Raw genomic sequence first — 16,918 nt, forward strand, 5'->3', positions numbered from 1 at the left:
GTCGGTCCTCCGGTTCAGCGCTCGTCGGCCGCGGCGGTTATCTCGCGCGGGGTGGCGCCGAGCCACCAGGCGGGGGCGGCGGAGCCGTCGATGGTGCCGCCATCGTGCTGGACGTAGTGGCGCGCGTCGCGGCCGGGCTCCCGGAGAGCGCCGTTCAAGGCGCGCTCGACCCACTCGGCGCCGAAGCGGAAGACTTCGGCGGCGACGCCGCCCAGCGGGTGGAACTCGTTCTCGTAGACGCGCATCTCCTTGGGGGCGCGGATGCGCTCGTAGGTGGCGAGGGCCTGCTCCAGCTGGGTCAGTTCGTCGAATTCGCCGATGCCGACGAGGACGGGGGCGGTGATGTCGGCGACGATGCCGTCGAGCGGCATGCGGTCGGCGAGCTCGCGGTCGAATGACTGCTCGTCCGTGTAGCCGGCCATGTACATGTAGTTGTTCTTGAAGGTGGGCTGGGCGCGGTTGAAGATCGTTTCGAAGTCGCCGCTGACGGCCTCGAAGGTGGCCAGCGCGCCGAGGCGGGGCTCGGTGGCGGCGGCGCGGAGGCCCCAGTAGCCGCTCATGCTGATGCCGAACATGCCGATGCGCTCGGCGTCGACCTCCGGCAGTTCGGCGAGGAAGTCGATGTAGCGGCTGATGGCGCGCTCGTAGTTGGTCAGGTCCGCGGTGAGGCCGTTCGCGCGGGTTTCGCCCTGCCCCGGCCCCTCGATGGAGAGGGCCACGATGCCGCGCGAGGTGTAGTAGCGCTCGGCCGCGTAGATGTAGTCCTCCTTGATCATGTCCATACCGGGGCCGAGGATCACGGCCGGGGCGTTCTCCACGGCGCCCGCGGGCAGGTGCAGCAGGGCGTAGATGTGCCGGCCCTCGAAGTCGAGCACGACGCGGCGCACGCGGTTGCCGCGCAGTTCGCCCAGGCGGGCCACGCAGTGGTTGCAGTGCTCGCGGAAGGCGATCTTCCGCGGGTCCTCGGCGTCGAAGATGGAGTACTGGGCGCGTCCCCACATCACGGCGGCGCGCAGGTAGAGGTCGGCCGCGGTCTGCGCGAAGCCCTCCCGCTCATGGTGGGCGGCGCGCGTCTCCGCCTGCCCCGCAACGGTCGCCCATGCCTTGGGGAGCATGGCCCCGCTCTTGACGAGGACGAAGACCTTGTCGAAGTCGGTGTGGTCGTGCCCGAACTGCTCCAGCGTCCCCTTGGCCTCCGGGTGCAGCGCGTCGAATCCGCCCTGCGCGAGGGCGATGTCCAGGGCCCAGCTCTGCCCGACGGAACGAACGGTCATGGTTCTTCTCCTTCTCCGCTTCTCGGCTCGCTCAGTGCTCAGCCGCACAACAGCTAAGTACTTATTCAATAAGTACTTGAGTTATCGTGGATGTCAAGCGGAAGCCCCGAGACCACACCAGGGAGAAGGCCATGACCAGCACCGATGCCACTCGGCGCCAAGGTGCCCTCAATGCCCTCTCACGTGCCGCGTACAGCCTCAGCGCCGCCGACGCCCGCCTGCGGGGGCGGGCCACCCGCAACCCCGGCGCCCTCTCCCTCACCCACGCCCGCGCCCTGCGCGTGCTCGCCGAACGCGGACCGCTCTCCATCGCCGAACTCGCCGCCGGCGTCGAGACCACCGGGGCCGCCGCGACCCAGCTCGTCAACGGTCTCGCCAAGGCGGGTTACGTGCTGCGGGAACCCGACCCCGCCAACCGCCGTGCCGTCCGGGTGAGCCTCACTGACCAGGGCCTGGACCGCCACCGGGAGCGAGAGGGCGTCCTCGCGGACGCCCTCGCCAAGTCCTTCGCCCACCTCGGCACGGAGGACCTCGCCGTCGCGGCCGACGCCCTGCGCCGGCTGGGCGGGATCTACGACGAGCTGTAGGCCGGGGCCGCGGCGCCTCCAGTCACCCCTGTTCCGGGCCGGGACCAGACCCGGACCTGCCCCGCGGACGTACGGGCGTACGGACCTCCGCGCTCAGTACCGCGTCGGCGGCGCTTCAGCGGTCTCGCGCGATGCCGGGACCCGAGCATCGGGAGCGCCCTGTCGCGCGACGACCTGGGTGACGGTCCGGGTCCTCGCGCGCTTGGCGGATACGGCCAGGGCGGTCAGCGGCAGCAGAGTCAGCCCGGCGAAGAGGGCGCCGACGAGGGCGGGGCCGGTCACGCCGAGGGAGGAGGCGAGGGCCTGTCCGGCGAGCGCGGAGCCGGCGGCGATGCCGGTGTTGTAGGCGGACGTGGTCAGCGCCGAGGCCAGGGTGGGCGCGTCGCCGGCGGAGCGGACGGCGAGGGCGGTGACGACCGGGTTGATCGTGAATCCGGTCAGCGCCATGAGGAAGATCAGGGCGATGGCGGCGGCCGGGGTGGTGGACAGCGGGATCAGCGCGAGCAGGACCAGCCCGGTCGCCGCGGCGGCCGGGATCGTCGTGGCCGTCGGGCGGCGGTCGCCGAACCGGCCGCCGATCGCGGTGCCGCCCAGCGCACCGGCGCCGAAGGCGACCAGGACCAGCGGCACGGCGCCCGCCGGAATGCCGGCACGGTCGGTCAGCAGCGGGGTGATGTAGGTGTAGGCGGCGAGGACGCCGCCCATGATCAGGACGGCCGCGGCCAGCGCCGCCCACAGCCGGCGCTGCCGCAGCGCCCGGATCTCGCCCCGTACGGATACCTGGGCGCGCTGTTCGGTACGGGGGACGAAGCGGCCGATCACGGCGGCGGCGAGGGCGGCGAGTGCGGCCAGGGCCCAGAACAGTCCGCGCCAGCCGGTGACGTGTCCGGCCAGCGATCCGGCGGGGACGCCGACGACATTGGCCAGGGTCAGGCCGCCCATCATCACGCCGACGGCCCGGGTCGCGCCCGCGGGCCCCGCGGCGCTGGTGGCGATGACGAACCCCACGGCCCAGAACGCGCCGGTGGCCAGCGCGGTGACGAACCGGGCAGCCAGGACGACGGTGAAGGAACTGGTGACCGCCGCACCGACGTGACCGGCGGCGAAGACCGCCAGGGCCAGGACGAGGGTGCGGCGCTGGGGCAGGCGCAGCGTGGCCAGGGCCATGGCCGGCCCGCCGACGATCATGCCGACGGCGAACGCCGTGATCAGCAGTCCGGCGTGGGAGACGCCGACACCGAGGTCGGGTGCGATGTCCGGGAGGATGCCCGCGATGACGAACTCGGTGGTGCCCATCAGGAAGGTGCCGGCGGCGAGCACCCACACGACGAAGGGCAGCTTGCCCGGCGCGGGGGCAGCGGGACGGGACATATGAGGGGACTTCTTTCCGTACGCGCGAGGGGGCGGCCAGGCCGCCGGGTTCAATCGGCGGTCGGCCGGGTTCAATCGGTGGTCGGCCGGGTTCAGTCGGCGGCCGGGTGCGCGGCGTACTCCTCGTCGGTGACGGGGCTCAGCCAGTGCACGACGTCGTGGTCGTCGTCGCCCTCGTTGATGGCCATGTGGACCATCAGCCGGTTCGGCGCGGCCCCGTGCCAGTGCTCCTCGTCGGCCTCGAACAGGACGCGGTCGCCGGGCCGGATGACTTCCACCGGCCCGCCGCGGCGCTGGCACAGGCCGATCCCTTCGGTGACGAAGACGGTCTGGCCGAGCGGGTGGCGGTGCCAGTGGGTGCGGGCGCCGGGCGTGAAGTGCACCAGGGACGCGGTGACACGGGACGGCGCCGGGGCCGCGGCGACGGGGTCGATGTAGACGTCGCCGGTGAACCAGTCGGCGGGGCCTTTGACGGTGTCGAGCGAGCTGCGGGTGATCTGCATGGTTACGGGTTGCTCCTTGCCGAGTGCGGGACCGGGTACGGACCGGGGGGGTGAAGTGGGCTGCCGGCCCTCGTGAAGGCTGGGCGGCAAGCACCACGTCACCCAGGTAATCCGCTCCCGGCGCGCGGAGCGAGACACCGTCAAGGGGTGTACCGCCAGTACACCCCTATGGCCGCGGCCGGGACGTACCGTCGAGGGCGTGGACAACCGAGCAGAGATCCGCGAGTTCCTCACCTCGCGGCGAGCGAAGATCTCCCCCGAGCGGGCGGGCCTGCCCTCCGGCAGCCGCCGGCGCGTGCCCGGCCTGCGCAGGAGCGAGGTCGCCACCCTCGCCGACCTGAGCGTGGAGTACTACTCCAAACTGGAGCGCGGCAACCTCGCCGGCGCCTCCCCGACCGTTCTGGAAGCCCTCGCCCGCGCGCTCCAACTCGACGAGGCCGAACGCGCCCACCTGCTGAACCTCGCCCACGCTGCCGACGGCTCCAGCGCCCTCGCCCGTCCCCGGCGCCGTACCGCCCAGTGGAAGGCGCATCGCAGCCTGCAGTGGGTCCTGGACGCCGTCACCGCCGGCCCCGCCTTCGTCCGCAACGGCCGCATGGACGTCCTCGCCACCAATCAGCTCGCCCGCGCGTTCTACGACGACGTCTACGCCACGCCCCACAACCAGGCGAACCTGGCGCGCTTCAACTTCCTCGATCCCGCCTCCCGCCGCTTCTACCCCGACTGGGAGCAGGCCGCCGACGTCGCCGTGTCGATCCTGCGCACCGAAGCCGGCCGCAACCCTCACGACAAGGACCTCCACGACCTCGTCGGTGAGCTGTCCACCCGCAGCGACGATTTCCGTACGCGCTGGGGCGCACACAACGTCCGCCACCACGGCACGGGCACCAAACGCTTCCACCACCCGGCCGTCGGCGACCTCACCCTCGCCTACGAAGGGCTGGAGATGGCCGCCGAACCCGGCCTCACCCTCACCGTCTACACCGCCGAACCGGGTTCCCCCTCCGAAGAGGGGCTGCGACTGCTCGCCAGCTGGTCGGCCACTCAAGAAGCCGACAGCACATCGGCGAGACGACGGTGACCTCTCGCCTGCTGGAGTTCGGTCAGGGCCGGGCGGGGAAGTCAGAGTGTGGCCCCTGAGGAGGCTGACGATGGACCTCACGCTCGTTCTCGCCTGCGGGATCGTCGGAGCCGTGTGCGGAGCCGTCGCCGTGGTCATCGCCGGCAGGCGGAGGCGCCGACGCCAGTGACGTACGCGAGAGGCGTTTGAGGTTTTGTTGCACTTGGCGGTGGCTGGCGGCTGGGCTCTGCCACGGCGACAGCCCATGTGCAAGGGCCTTGCCCCGGGGTTTCGAGTGCCCCCGAGGCCCCTCCGCGGCCGGAACCGCACGGTCGGAGGCGTCCTCTTCACGCCGAATCCCTGCGACCAGCCGCGTCACCACCGGAAACCGTGTGACACGTGGGGCGGTGCACCCCGAGGTCGTCGCCCTGCCGCCGCCCCCGGCCGAGCGGGCTCCGGGCGATCGAGGCGTGCGGCACCCTTCCCGCTGCGAAGAAGCAGATATGGGGGCAGATGTCGCGTAGGGGAAGGGCCGTGCCGTCGCGACCGGCGGGTCGGTCGCCGGGTGTCTGGATCCCGCCCATTGTTCCTTGGGACGGGCGTTGCTGGAAACAGAACCGGTAGGAAACACTCCTCGCCGTCGGGAACCCCTTTCCGGCCACGGCGAGTCGAGAGCGACCAACAGTCGTGTGCTTATGAGCCGGTGGGGCCCGATGGGATGGAACATGGAAGGTGTCCGAGCGTGTCACGTCGTCAACCCAACGAGCAGCTGACCGCGCTCCTGGCGGAGGCGGAGTGGAGCGCCGGCGTGCTCGCTCGGGAGGTCAACGCTCTCGGCGCGGCGCGCGAGTTGGATCTGCACTACACCCGTTCTTCAGTGGCCTGCTGGCTCAACGGATCCCGGCCGCCCGCCCCGGTCCCCGAGCTCGTGGCGCAGGTATTGAGCCGCCGTACGGGACGGCTGCTCGTCCCCCAGGACACCGGACTGGCCCAGCTCGCGGACCGGACCGAGACCGTGCCCATTCCCTCGTTGGAGGCGGCGGAGTCGGCGGAGCCCGTACGTCGACTGGTCGCGCTCTGCCGCGGCGACATCGATCCCGCCCGGCGCGCCTTCCTCGCCGGCACGGAGTACAGCCCCCTCGGCCCGCCCCTGCCCGCCTGGCCCGACGCCACCGGCGCCCGGCCCCCCTCGGGGCCGCTGGGCCGGGCCGCCCCGGTGGACATACGCAAGCTCGACGACATGGCACGGCTCTTCTCGTCCCTGTCCGCCGCGCACGGCGGCGCCCACGCCCGGACGTCCCTGGCCTCCTATCTGGCCGACGACGTGGCCCCGCTGCTGCTCACCCGGGCACCCGACGGCCTGCACAGCCAACTGTGCTCACAGGCCGCCCGGTTGACCCATCTGCTCGCCACCATGACCGCCGACACCGGCTACGAGGGGCTCGCCCAGCTCTACTTCCGGACCGCCCTGTCCATGGCGCGCGAGGGCGGCGACCGCCCCACGTACGCGATCACGCTGCGGGTGATGAGCGGCCAGGCCCTGCGCCTCGGCCACCCCGACACGGCCACCCGGCTCATCCAAGGGGCCGTGCGCACCGCCGAACCCGGCGCCGGCCCCGACCTCACGTCCTTCCTCCTCACGCAGCGCGCCCTCATCCACGCCGCCGAGGGCCGCTCCCGGCTCGCCCTGACCGACCTGGAGGCCGCCGAGGAGGAACACGGCAGCGCGGCAGGCCCCGCCGGCCCCTTCACCGCCTACCCCCGGGCCGGGCTGGACTACCAGCGCGCGGCGGTCTTCCGCGCCCTCGGCCGGCCGGACGACTCCCTGACGGCCCTGCGAGGCGCCGTGCGCCACCGGAAGTCCGCCCAGCGGCTGCACTACGCCCTGACCCAGGCCCACCTGGCCGAGAGCCTCCTGCGCGTCGGCCACCTGGAGGCCGCCTGCTCCCACTGGCACACCTTCCTGGACCACTATCCGCACCTGCGGTCCGTCCGGATCGACCATGCCCTCGCCCGCCTCCAACGAGCCCTGCTCGCCTTCCCCCGACAGCCGCACGCCAGCGCGCTCAGCGACCGGGCCCGTACCCTCGCCTCCCCGGTCCGCGGCCGCTGAACCCGCGCCACCGCGCTCGTCAGCCGTCGAGGTCGGCCAGGCCGAACACGGCGTGCAGTCGCGGGCTGTCAGCTGTCAGGAGTTGAGCGGCGTCGAGGGCAGAGCGTACGGCGCTCTCCTGGCTGTCGACATCCCGGAGGTAGCTGCCGGCCAGGTGGACTCCGGCGAGCCCGCGCAGGTCCTGAAGGCGGGTGCGGGCCCGTACGGCCTGTGGGGTGACGCAAAGGTGCTGGTAGGTCCGCTCCGCGATGGTGTCCTCGGGCTTGTCGCGGTACGTGGTCCAGCTCTTGAAGACGTCGGTGTCCTGAAGGGGGCCGTACCACGTGCTCGTCTCCGCCCAGCCGTCGTGCACGGCGATGTTGTTGGTCGACCAGTGCTTCCGGTTCGAGGGCATGTAGGCCGGATCCCGGTGGACGGAGATCGTGGTGGGCACGTACGGGAAGGCTGAGAGTGCGCCGGTGTGCGCGTCGAAGCCCCGTGTCCCGCTGAGGATGTCTCGTGTGGCGGGCGCGGGCGTCGCGATGACGGCCTTGTCGAAAGACCGTTCCTGATCGTGCGCGTCCCGGAGCGCGATGCCGGTGGCGGTCACGTCGAGTTGTCGGATGCCGGTGCTGGTGCGGACGGGGTTGCGCAGCTGACTCGCGAGGGTCTGCGCCAGGTGGTGCATGCCGCGGGCAAGACCGATGAAGACGGGGGCGGCGTCGGGTGCGGAGGGCGCGGTGCGGGTGATCCAGGCGATTGCCGCACGGGCGGACATGGCTGCGGCCTGGTCGTTGCTACAGCCGACGAAGGAGGCGAGCCAGGGGAAGATCAGCCCGTCGGTCCATGGCTTGTCCAGGCCCAGTTCCGCGGTGAGCTCTTCGAGGGTGGTCGTCCAGTCCCCTCGGCCCTGTTCGAAGGCGACCGCATGGGCCACGAACCGGCCGAGGATCTCCCATGCCTGCCCTGTCACTGTTTCACGTGGAACATCCGCCCTGGCGTGGGGAGTTACGAGCAGTCGCTGTGGCGCGCCGGGGGACATCATGGTCATGTGCAGCGGGGCGGGGATCAGGTCGGCGGCCGTGATGCCGAGCGCCTCCCGCAGTGCGGCATGTGCGGGAAAGGCGTCCGGCGCCAAGTGCTGCGCGCCGAGGTCGACATGGATGGGCCGGCCGCTGACGTCGACCTCCACGGAGTCGGCATGACCGCCGATCCTGGGGGCGGCTTCGAACACTTCGACGTCCGCGGTCCGGTCCATGAGCCAGGCGGCGGTGAGCCCCGCGGTACCGGCTCCGATGACGGCTATACGCATGGGATACCTCCGGTTTCAGGGGGTGTGGTGGGGGTGCGGGTCACTCGGTGGTGTCGGGCTGCCAGTACTCCCGGAGCACGGGGTCGACGCGCTGGGCGACGTGGGAGACCGTTGCGAGCGTCTCGCCGTTCGCGACGGCTTCCTCGACGACCTCGGCGGCCTCAGTGAGGAGCTGAGCGGGGGCCTCGGCATAGGCTTCGACGTATTCGACGACGGCCGCGGGGAACTCCGTAGTGCTGTTGCGCAGCGCGTAGGTCAGTTCCGCGCACATGGCGCACCAGAGCATGAGGTCGTTGCGGAGAGCGGCGGCAGCGCTCCCCGCCGTGGTGTTGAGAGACAGCCAGGAGATGAATCCGGCGAAGTCCTGCGCGCCGCTGGGAGCCTGGGCGCCGCCGGTCGTGTCCGGGGGAATCCCGATGGATTCGGCGGCTGCTTCCAGCGCGGGCCGGGCGGAGCGGAGGATGTCCGCGACCTTGCGGAACAGGTCCCCGGCGGCGGTGTCGGGGAACCGTTCGGCGAGGTGTGTGAACGCGGCGATCTCGGCCGGCTGGACGTGCAGTTCGCCGGCGATGAGCCGCCGCAGGTGGCCGGTGGTGAGTTCCCCCTCCAGGAGAACGCCGTACAGGGGGTTGGCGCGGACGTGCGCCGCCATGTTCGGCTGAAGCTCCTTCACCACCTGCCGGATGCTCCCGGGCGCGGAGTCGACCGTCGCGGGGTCCTTGCCGTTGATGAACCGGGTGTACGGGAGGGGGGTCGGCGATCCCGTTTCCGGAGACGATTCCGGAGCCGGGGCCGCAGCCGCCTCCTCGCCCTGCCCCTCGCGCTGTTCCCGGTCCTCGCCCCTTTCCTCGCGCTGTTCCTCCCCCTGGCCCTGGTCCGGGTCGCCCGTCGGCGGAGTGAGGAATCCGGACTCGACGAAGTACCGCAGGTACAGATCGATCAGCGAGGCGTCCACGGGCGGGAGGTCCAAACCGGCTTCCTTGGTGGCCTGCTCCGTGTTGGTCCTGCTGAACTCCGGGAAGGTCTCGGCGAAGTACATCTCCTTGACCGTCATGGAGTCGGCGGCGGCCCCGTCGTTGAACATCGGCATGAACGCCGTCATCGGGTGGTGCGGATCGTCCCTGGTGAGCTGGGTGACCCGGTCGACCCACTCGGAGTACGGCACCTTGCGGACCGGGTAGCCCATGTGCCGCAAGCGCTCGACGAGGAGATCGAGCCGGGCGTCCTCGGGGTTGGTGAGGTTGTAGGTACGGCCGTCCGGCTGTTCGTTGCGCATGATGTGGACGATGGCCTCCGCGGTGTAGTCCACGGGCACGAAGTCCAGCGGCAGTTCGACGTCCGGTGCGAGCCCGGTCTCCGCGATGGTGCGGAACCACGCGCACATCAGAGTGTCGGTGTTCCAGATGCCGCGGTCGCGGGTGCCGGTGATCTCGTACGGGCGGTAGACCGACACGGGAAGCCCACGTTCGGCGGCCCGGCTCACCAGTTCCTCGGCGACCCACTTGCTCTCCGCGTAGCCGAGCGTGATGCGCTCGGGGAAGTCGAGCGGCCGGTCCTCCATGAGGTAGCGGACGTTGGCGGTTCCGGCGCCCACCAGGGCGACCACGGTCGAGATGTGGTGGAAGGGCTTGCGGCGGTGCCGCGTGGCGAGGTCGAGAAGGGTCCGCACCCCTTCCACGTTGGTCTGCCGCAGAGTGGCGTACGGGTAGGCGAAGTTGATCAGCGAACCGGAGTGGACGATCGAGTCGACCGACGAGGCGAGGGCGTCGAAGGCGTCGGCATCGAGGCCGAGCAGCGGCTCGGACACGTCACCGGGCACCGCGACGATGTGGTCACGGACCTTGTCGTAGTCGAGCCCGTAGCGGCGCATGCGCCCGGCCAGCCTGCGCAGGGCGTGCTCCTCGTCCTTGGCACGGACGAGGCACCACACTTCGGGGACGCCCGCGGCGACCAGGCGGTCGATCAGGAAGACGCCCTGGAAGCCCGTGGCCCCGGTCAGCAGAACCCGGTCCGGGTCGAGCAGGTCGTCCACGAGAGGCGCGTCGAAGCGCAGCGTGTCGGGCACCCGCGCCTCGTGCGCGAAGTCCACCTCTGGCGCGGAGGCTCCCGCATCCGTCGCGGGGACTCCCTCTTCGGCCCCGGAGGCCAGGGCGTCGAGCTGGGCGGCGAAGGCCGCCGCCGACGGGTTGGCCAGCAGCGAACGGATGAGGGCGCTGCCGTGCTCCGCCGCGATGCCGAGGCGGCCGCTGATCGCGGCGGCGACCTGGGTGGCTTGCAGGGACTGCCCGCCCAGCGAGAAGAAGTCCTCCGAACGCCGGATGCCGGACATGCCCAGGACGTCCTGCCAGACCTCGACCACCGCCTCCTCGGTCGCTCCGCGCGGTTGTTCCTCCTCGGGCGGGGCCGTGTCCCGCGCGTCGACGGTGTCCGACAGCGCGGCCCGGTCGACCTTCCCGGCGGCGTTCAGCGGCATCTCCTCGACGACGTCGACAGCCTGCGGAACCATGAACACCGGCAGCCGGTCGCGCAGATAGCTGCGCAGCCGCATGGGCAGCGCCCGCAGGTCGGTGCCGTCGTCCGCGACCACCCAGCCGCAGAGCCGCTGGTTCTCCGTCCCCTGGCCGCGCACGGCCACGACGGCTTCCTTGACGTCGGGGTGAGCGGCGAGCACGATCTCGATCTCGCGCAGTTCGACCCGGAAGCCGCCCAGTTTCAGCTGACGGTCCCGCCGGCCCAGGAATTCGATCACTCCGTCCTCACGCCACCGGGCCATGTCACCGGTGCGATAAAGCCGGCCGCCATCGCCATCGTCTTCGTTGTCGCCCTCGTTGTCGCCGTCGCGGTCGCCGTCGCCGAAACGGTCGGGGACGAAACGCTCCGCGGTGAGCTCCGGCTTGTTGAGGTAGCCGAGCGCCACGCCGTCGCCGCCCACCCACAGTTCGCCTTCCTCCCCGATGTCCGCGAGCGAGCCATCGCCCCTGACCACATACGCGGTGGAGTTCGAGATGGGGGTCCCGATCGGCACCGACTCGTCCTCGGGGGCGAGATCGTCGACGACATGCGCCGTGCTGAGCGCCGAGTTCTCCGTCGGTCCGTATCCGTCGATCAGCTGCCCCGGCCGTCCATGGGCGAGGACCTCCCTGACAGCGGTGGGGTTCAGGGCGTCACCGCCGGCGATCAGACAGCGCAGGGTCCGGAACATCGCGGGCCGTTGCGCCGCCAGTTGATGGAACAGCGCCGAGCCGAGCCACATCACCGTCGCCTGCTCCCGGCGCAGCAGCTCCTCCAGAGCCGCGGCGGACAGCAGTGTCGCCTTCTCCGGGACGACCAGCCGGGCCCCGTTGAGCAGAGGGCCGAACACATCGAGGACGGACATGTCGAAGGTCAGGTTGACGGTCCCGCAGACGACGTCGTCGGGGTTGAAGCCGATGAGGGTGGTGTCGCGTACGAGGCGCACGATGCCCCGGTGCGGGATGATCACCCCCTTCGGGGCGCCGGCCGACCCCGATGTGTACAGCACATAGGCCGGACTCATCGCCGTGACGCCTTCCGGCACCGGCCGCGCCGGCGCCTCAGGGACCTCCGGGACCTCCGCGCTGTCGAGCTTCGTCACCGACGCGGGGAGGAGATGAGCGTGCTCCTGCGCCGTGACGGCGAAGCGGCACTCCGCGTCGGTGAGGATGGCCTCGATACGACTCGCCGGGAACCTCAAGTCCACCGGCAGGTACACCGCTCCGGCGCGCAGGATGCCGAGGATCGCCACGTACCCGTCGACGGAACGCTCCAGGGCCACGGCCACCGTGTCCCCCGCACGGACTCCCCGGTCCGACAGCGTCCCGGCCAGGCTCTCCACCCGCCGCAGCAGTTGGGCGTAGGTGATATCCGCGCCGTTCTCCGGGGACAGGGCGACGGCCTGCGGCGTCCGACGCGCCTGTTCCTCGAACAGGTCGGGGACCAGCGCGTTGCGCGGGTAGTCGGTGCGGGTGTCGTTCCAGGAACGGACACGGTCGGTGTGCGGTACAGCGCCATCCGGGCGGGCAGCGGCGGTCATGACAGCCTCCACGTCGATCGGGGTTCCTCACGGTCATGGCGACGGCTCGGCCCAAGCCCCGGTCGGCGGCGCGCAACGCGCGCCCCCAGCGTCGGCAGGGCTCACCGAACACCTCTGCCAGTACCGCAGGACCAGGCTGGGACAGGAAGCGGTCACGCCCCTCGGCCGGATGAAGGCGTCAAGTGGTTGTGCGTTTGTGAAAACGTCGGCCTGTATGACGACCTCGCATAGGAGAAGGCGAAGCCCACCGAGGACGGCGCGACGGACCGAGCCGGGTCGGCGTCGCGGTGGCCCCGACGGGCCGCGCGCCTCAGTGCCCGTACTTCGTCGACCCGCCGAGCGTGCGCTCCGTAGTCTGGGCGGCCAGGGCCCTCACGACCGCGTGGCAGTTCCACAGCCCTCCCCGTCGGCCTCCCTCATACGCGCGGTCATCGACGTGCTCCGGTCGTACGGATCCGTCTCGGGGCCGCCCGAGGCGGTCCGCTCTGCGCTGAACGCGGGGGTGAAGTAGCCGGTGTAGGTGTCACAGCCGCCGTTGGTGGTGTCGGCCTGGTAGGAGAGGAGGGAGAAGGTGCCCGGCTCGGTGTGCACCCTCGCCGGGTCGTCCCAGCTCATCACGGTCTCCCGGCGCACGATGGTGCGCACGACCTCGCCTCCGTCGCCCCCGCCGGCTCGGGTGACGGGGTAGACGTAGGTGACGTCGGCCGTCACCTCGAGCGCGCCGCGCTTGCCCTCATGAAACGTGATCCGCCCCCGTGTCTTGACCACGTCCCCCACCAGCCGCACCTTCGACTTGTCGAAACGGCTGAACAGCGTCAGCGGGTCGTTCTTGCGGCCGGGCGAATGGAACGCGGTCAGCAGGTAGTGCTGTACGTCGTCCTGATGCGGGTTGATCAACTCGATCGCCTTGTCGGGCCGCTCACCGCGCAGCACGCCGGAATCCAGGCTGGAGGCGACGAGGAAGTCCCGCGACCGGTCGAGGGCTCGCGCGACCTGCTCCCGGTTCAGCCAGCCGGTCGCCCGCGCTGCCGGCATGTCGATCCCGGCCGCGCCGTCGCTCCACCGCGCGGCCGGCGATCCCCTGAACGGCTCGTCCAGCGTGGGCCGTTGGGCCGCCACCGCCGCCGGCGGATGGTCCGGCTGCTCGGACTCCGCGGCCTGCGGCGTCCCGTCGTCGCCCCCGAACCAACCCATCAGCTTCCCCGGGATCAGGGCCACCACGAGCAGAACGCCCGCGGCGAGCAGCCCGACCACGTACCAGCCCTTGCCCCGACGCCGCCGGGGCGGCTCGTACGTCCGCCAGCCCTGCGGCCGACCGGACTCGCCCCGCGGCAGCCGCGCGACGCTCCGGGCCCGCGCCGACGGTTCCTCAGGCGCGCCCGGAACCCCGGCCTCCGACTCCCGGAGGAACCGCTCCCACTCCTTGTCCGAAATGGACCCGTCCTTGCCCACGCCGCGACCCCGCCCCTCATCATGAACCCGGCCCTCCCCAGGACCCGTCCGACTGCGGAGCATCATCACACAGCCCACTGACAGGGAGCCGTCAGACCGGTCGCCACCTGGCACGCAACCGCTCGGCACCCAGCCGAGCACGTACGCTTCTAGCCCTCGTGCCTGCCCTGGGGCGGGTCGGCTTCGGGGCGCACGGTGATGTCGCCGTGGACGGTTCCGGCCTGGACGACACCGCCCGTACGCGCCTGCCCCGAGATCTCGTTGCGCACCCCGTCACGTACCTCGCCCCGCCCGACGGGCCGCGCGACGGGCTCGGCGGGCGGATGCCAGAGAGGGCCCGCGAAGCGGGTCAAGGCGGCTGCGAGATCCGCGGGGACCGACGGCACGAAGGAGAGCATAAGGACGGTGTACCAGCCGTTGCCGCTGCGGAAGTACGGCACGGGCACGCGGGCGCCGGGCCGGAGGCGTACGTGGACGGCGTAGACCTTCGTGTCCCGCTTCCGCCGGACACACTTGCGTACGGCGACCTCCTGCACCTCCGCCCAGGCCAGCTGGTCACGGCGGCGGCCCATCCGGAAGGCGAGGTGTTCGCGCGTCAGGGAGAGCTCGTGCCGCTGCGGCCGCAGCAGGCCCAGCAGCGTGACCAGCACGCCGTACAAGGGCCAGAAGAGCAGGACGACGAGCACTCCCCGCCATTCGCCCTGAACGGCCTGGCGGATGAGCACCAGGAGCAAGAAGAGGGTGATCAGCGGCCAGTGAGCGAGGGCGATCCGGCGCTGTCTGCTGCTGATTCGAAAGCCGTGCTCACCGTCCTCATGGACCGTCCAGCCCCGGCGCGATGACAACGGCTTCCGCTCGGCGTCGGCGATCTCGTCGCGGAAGCTGCGCCGAGGCGCGGGGGCGGACGCGGGAACGGGCGCGCCAGCCCGTTCCGGCTGCGGCTGCGGCGTGGTGCTCGCCATGGGCGACGGGACCGGGACCGAAGGGGTAGCGGTTGTGGGGAGTCCCCGGATCCGGGCCGCCAAGTGCTCCTGGAGCCGGAGGTGCCGGAACCGGTAGACGCCGCCGCTGCGTTGCAGCAAGCCGCCGTGGTGGGCGTCGCGCAGGAACTCCATCAGCGACCACGGCACCCGCCCGGCGGTCGCCAGCCACCCCTTGGCCAGCAGCCACCGGCTCCACGGGCTCATCAGCAACATCATCGTCGAGGCCCCGAGCCACCCGGCGATGCCCCGTTCCAGCGCCTTGTCGTGCGGCCCGTACCAACCCAGTACGACCCCCTGCCCGACCCCGATCAGCACGGCGACCGTGCAGACGGACAGCAGCACGGTTCTGCGTTCGCTCAGCAGCACCTCGTCCGGCGTGCTCGCGTCCTCGGCGTCGGTGGGCGCGGCGATCGCCACCATGAACACCGGGGCCACCAGCGTGCTGCACACGATCATCACCAGATACGGGCGGGGGTCGGAGGCGTCCATGAAGATCCAGCCGAACCCCGCGGTCGGGAGGACGACAACCGCCGCGGCCTTGGCCGCCCGCCCGACGGACGCGCCCCGCCCGGCAGAGCGCAGGGCCGCGCCGATACGGAAGGGGTTGGCGCGGCGGCGCGGCTCGCCCCGCCGGTAGCCGAACCACATCTCGACGGCCAGCCACACCACCGAGCCGTACAGCAGCCCCCCGGCCAGGGCCAGTTCGTCGCCCGTCCCGGTGTCGTACGCACGTGCCGGCCGGAAGCCGTCGGCGGCGGTGGCCAGCCAGGACAGCGCGAAACACACCACGAGCAGGGTCGGGACGGCCAACGCCCGCACCAGCGCCGTGCGGTGCAGCCGCCACCAGGCCAGCTCGGCCGTCCGGCCGCGGTCGAGGTGCCCGGCGATGTACGCGAGCCAGTGCCGGGCGCGGTCCGGGTTCCACTGTCCCGGAGCGTGCAGCCGGTCCGGGTCGTGCGGATGCTCCGTGAAGACCGCCGGAAAGATCACCTCCAGCAGATGCTCCTCGACCGCCTCCCGCGAGGCGAAGCGCGGATGCGTCAGCTCCAGCGGATCGGCGGGCGGCATCCGGTAGCCGCGGCGGGCCAGCCAGATCATCAGCGGACTCGACAGCGCCTGCGCGACCGGCCCCGCCGCCCCCAGCGGATCGCGGTCCACCGCGTCGAACAGCAGCTTCCAGCGCCTGCGAACGGACGGGTCGGCGTTCCGCAGCAGATACGCGGCGGCCTCCTGCGAGCCGACCGGCCGCGCCTCGATCACGGCGGCCCGCGCGATGTGCCGTCCCGCGGCGCGCTGCCTTCGGTACTCCTCGGTGCGCGAGGCGAGGATGAGGAAGTCCCGCTCCCCCAGGGCCCGGTCGAGTTCCTGGAGGGCCAGGGCCTGCCGGTGTTCGGGAAGCTCGTCGAGCCCGTCGAGCACCGGCAGGATCCGGCGGTCCTGGATCAGCCGTACGGCGGGGTGCCTGCCGTCCACGCGCGGCAGGCCGGGGTACTCCTCGGTGATGCGCCGTGCCAGCCAGACGTGGAAGTGCTCGCCGTGCGGGTCCCACGACTCCAGGGTCAGGACGACCGGGGCGACAGCGGGCACGGGCCGGGCCGCGGCGCCGTCGTCCGCGCGGCGCGGCGTCAGGCACCGCTCGGCGAATTCCAGGGCGAGCATCGCCGCGAGCGTCGACTTGCCCGCGCCCGGCCCGCCCAGCACCACGAGGCGGCGCGGGCGGAGCCCGAGGAACGCGTCCGCCACCATCGCCAGCCGGTCCCCGCCGCCGACGTCAGCGTCGGGGTCGGCGGCGGGGTCGGGGTCGGTCTCCCGCAGCGCCGGCCAGTCGGCCTGCCATCGCACCGGGAGGGGATCGCTCGCCGCCACGTCACGGGCGGTCATCTCCGCCGCCCACTGCGCCCGGACGCTGCGCGCCAGAGCCTGCGCCGCCCGCTCGACGGGGTCCGCGGCCGGGGGCAGGTGGACGTTGACGTCGCCGCGCACCTGCCCGATCTGGATCACGTAATCGGCCGTGCCCCGCATGACGTTGTGCGAGCCCAACTCCCATTCCATGCGGGCATTGTGGGCCACATCAGGGCTGCTCACGCCCGTTCTCCTCAACTTGCTCCGGTGGCGTTCACAGCGGATGGGGCGCACCGGCGGAGTGTGGGTTCACCGGCCTCAGTCCCAGTCCGCCCACCGGGTGCCGCTTCATACGACGGGCCTGGCGCCGCACGGCAGAGATGCCGTGCGG

Annotated in this window: 10 protein-coding genes; 3 read left to right on the plus strand and 7 right to left on the minus strand. The window is 71.8% G+C overall.

Annotated elements, in window-relative coordinates; all coding sequences use genetic code 11:
- Positions 1-14: 14 nt before the first annotated feature.
- Positions 15-1,274 (minus strand): alpha/beta hydrolase, encoded by a 1,260-nt coding sequence (locus AB0I49_RS07465; protein ID WP_363225864.1) that lies wholly within the window; start codon positions 1,272-1,274, stop codon positions 15-17.
- Between the two features lie 131 nt (positions 1,275-1,405).
- On the opposite strand from AB0I49_RS07465, the gene AB0I49_RS07470 reads away from it, so the two are divergent.
- Positions 1,406-1,861 carry a MarR family transcriptional regulator gene (locus tag AB0I49_RS07470; protein ID WP_363225865.1) on the plus strand — a complete coding sequence of 152 codons (456 nt, stop codon included), beginning with the start codon at positions 1,406-1,408 and terminating at the stop codon, positions 1,859-1,861.
- 93 nt (positions 1,862-1,954) lie between these two features.
- On the opposite strand, the gene AB0I49_RS07475 is transcribed toward AB0I49_RS07470, so the two are convergent.
- Positions 1,955-3,232 (minus strand): MFS transporter, encoded by a 1,278-nt coding sequence (locus AB0I49_RS07475; protein WP_363225866.1) that lies wholly within the window; start codon positions 3,230-3,232, stop codon positions 1,955-1,957.
- Positions 3,233-3,324: 92 nt separating this feature from the next.
- Positions 3,325-3,735 (minus strand): cupin domain-containing protein, encoded by a 411-nt coding sequence (locus AB0I49_RS07480; RefSeq protein WP_363225867.1) that lies wholly within the window; start codon positions 3,733-3,735, stop codon positions 3,325-3,327.
- 199 nt (positions 3,736-3,934) lie between these two features.
- On the opposite strand from AB0I49_RS07480, the gene AB0I49_RS07485 reads away from it, so the two are divergent.
- Together AB0I49_RS07485 and AB0I49_RS07490 are read left to right on the plus strand one after the other, a co-directional pair.
- Positions 3,935-4,816 carry a helix-turn-helix transcriptional regulator gene (locus AB0I49_RS07485; protein ID WP_363225868.1) on the plus strand — a complete coding sequence of 294 codons (882 nt, stop codon included), beginning with the start codon at positions 3,935-3,937 and terminating at the stop codon, positions 4,814-4,816.
- Between the two features lie 721 nt (positions 4,817-5,537).
- Positions 5,538-6,908: a hypothetical protein gene (locus AB0I49_RS07490; protein WP_363225869.1), complete on the plus strand. Its 1,371-nt coding sequence runs from the start codon at positions 5,538-5,540 to the stop codon at positions 6,906-6,908.
- 19 nt (positions 6,909-6,927) lie between these two features.
- Here the strand turns inward: AB0I49_RS07490 and AB0I49_RS07495 are convergent, their stop codons facing one another.
- From AB0I49_RS07495 to AB0I49_RS07510, 4 genes are all read right to left on the minus strand, one after another.
- The gene (locus AB0I49_RS07495; protein WP_363225870.1) at positions 6,928-8,199 is read right to left on the minus strand and encodes an FAD-dependent oxidoreductase; all 1,272 of its coding nucleotides are present in this window, start codon (positions 8,197-8,199) and stop codon (positions 6,928-6,930) included.
- Between the two features lie 40 nt (positions 8,200-8,239).
- Positions 8,240-12,250 carry an amino acid adenylation domain-containing protein gene (locus AB0I49_RS07500; RefSeq protein ID WP_363225871.1) on the minus strand — a complete coding sequence of 1,337 codons (4,011 nt, stop codon included), beginning with the start codon at positions 12,248-12,250 and terminating at the stop codon, positions 8,240-8,242.
- Positions 12,251-12,622: 372 nt separating this feature from the next.
- Positions 12,623-13,702 (minus strand): hypothetical protein, encoded by a 1,080-nt coding sequence (locus AB0I49_RS07505; protein ID WP_363225872.1) that lies wholly within the window; start codon positions 13,700-13,702, stop codon positions 12,623-12,625.
- 149 nt (positions 13,703-13,851) lie between these two features.
- On the minus strand, positions 13,852-16,737 hold the full coding sequence (locus AB0I49_RS07510) for an NACHT domain-containing protein (protein WP_363225873.1): 2,886 nt from the start codon (positions 16,735-16,737) through the stop codon (positions 13,852-13,854).
- Between the last annotated feature and the right edge of the window lie 181 nt (positions 16,738-16,918).

Origin of the sequence: Streptomyces sp. NPDC050617 (assembly GCF_040654795.1) — a bacterium.
Taxonomy (GTDB): domain Bacteria; phylum Actinomycetota; class Actinomycetes; order Streptomycetales; family Streptomycetaceae; genus Streptomyces.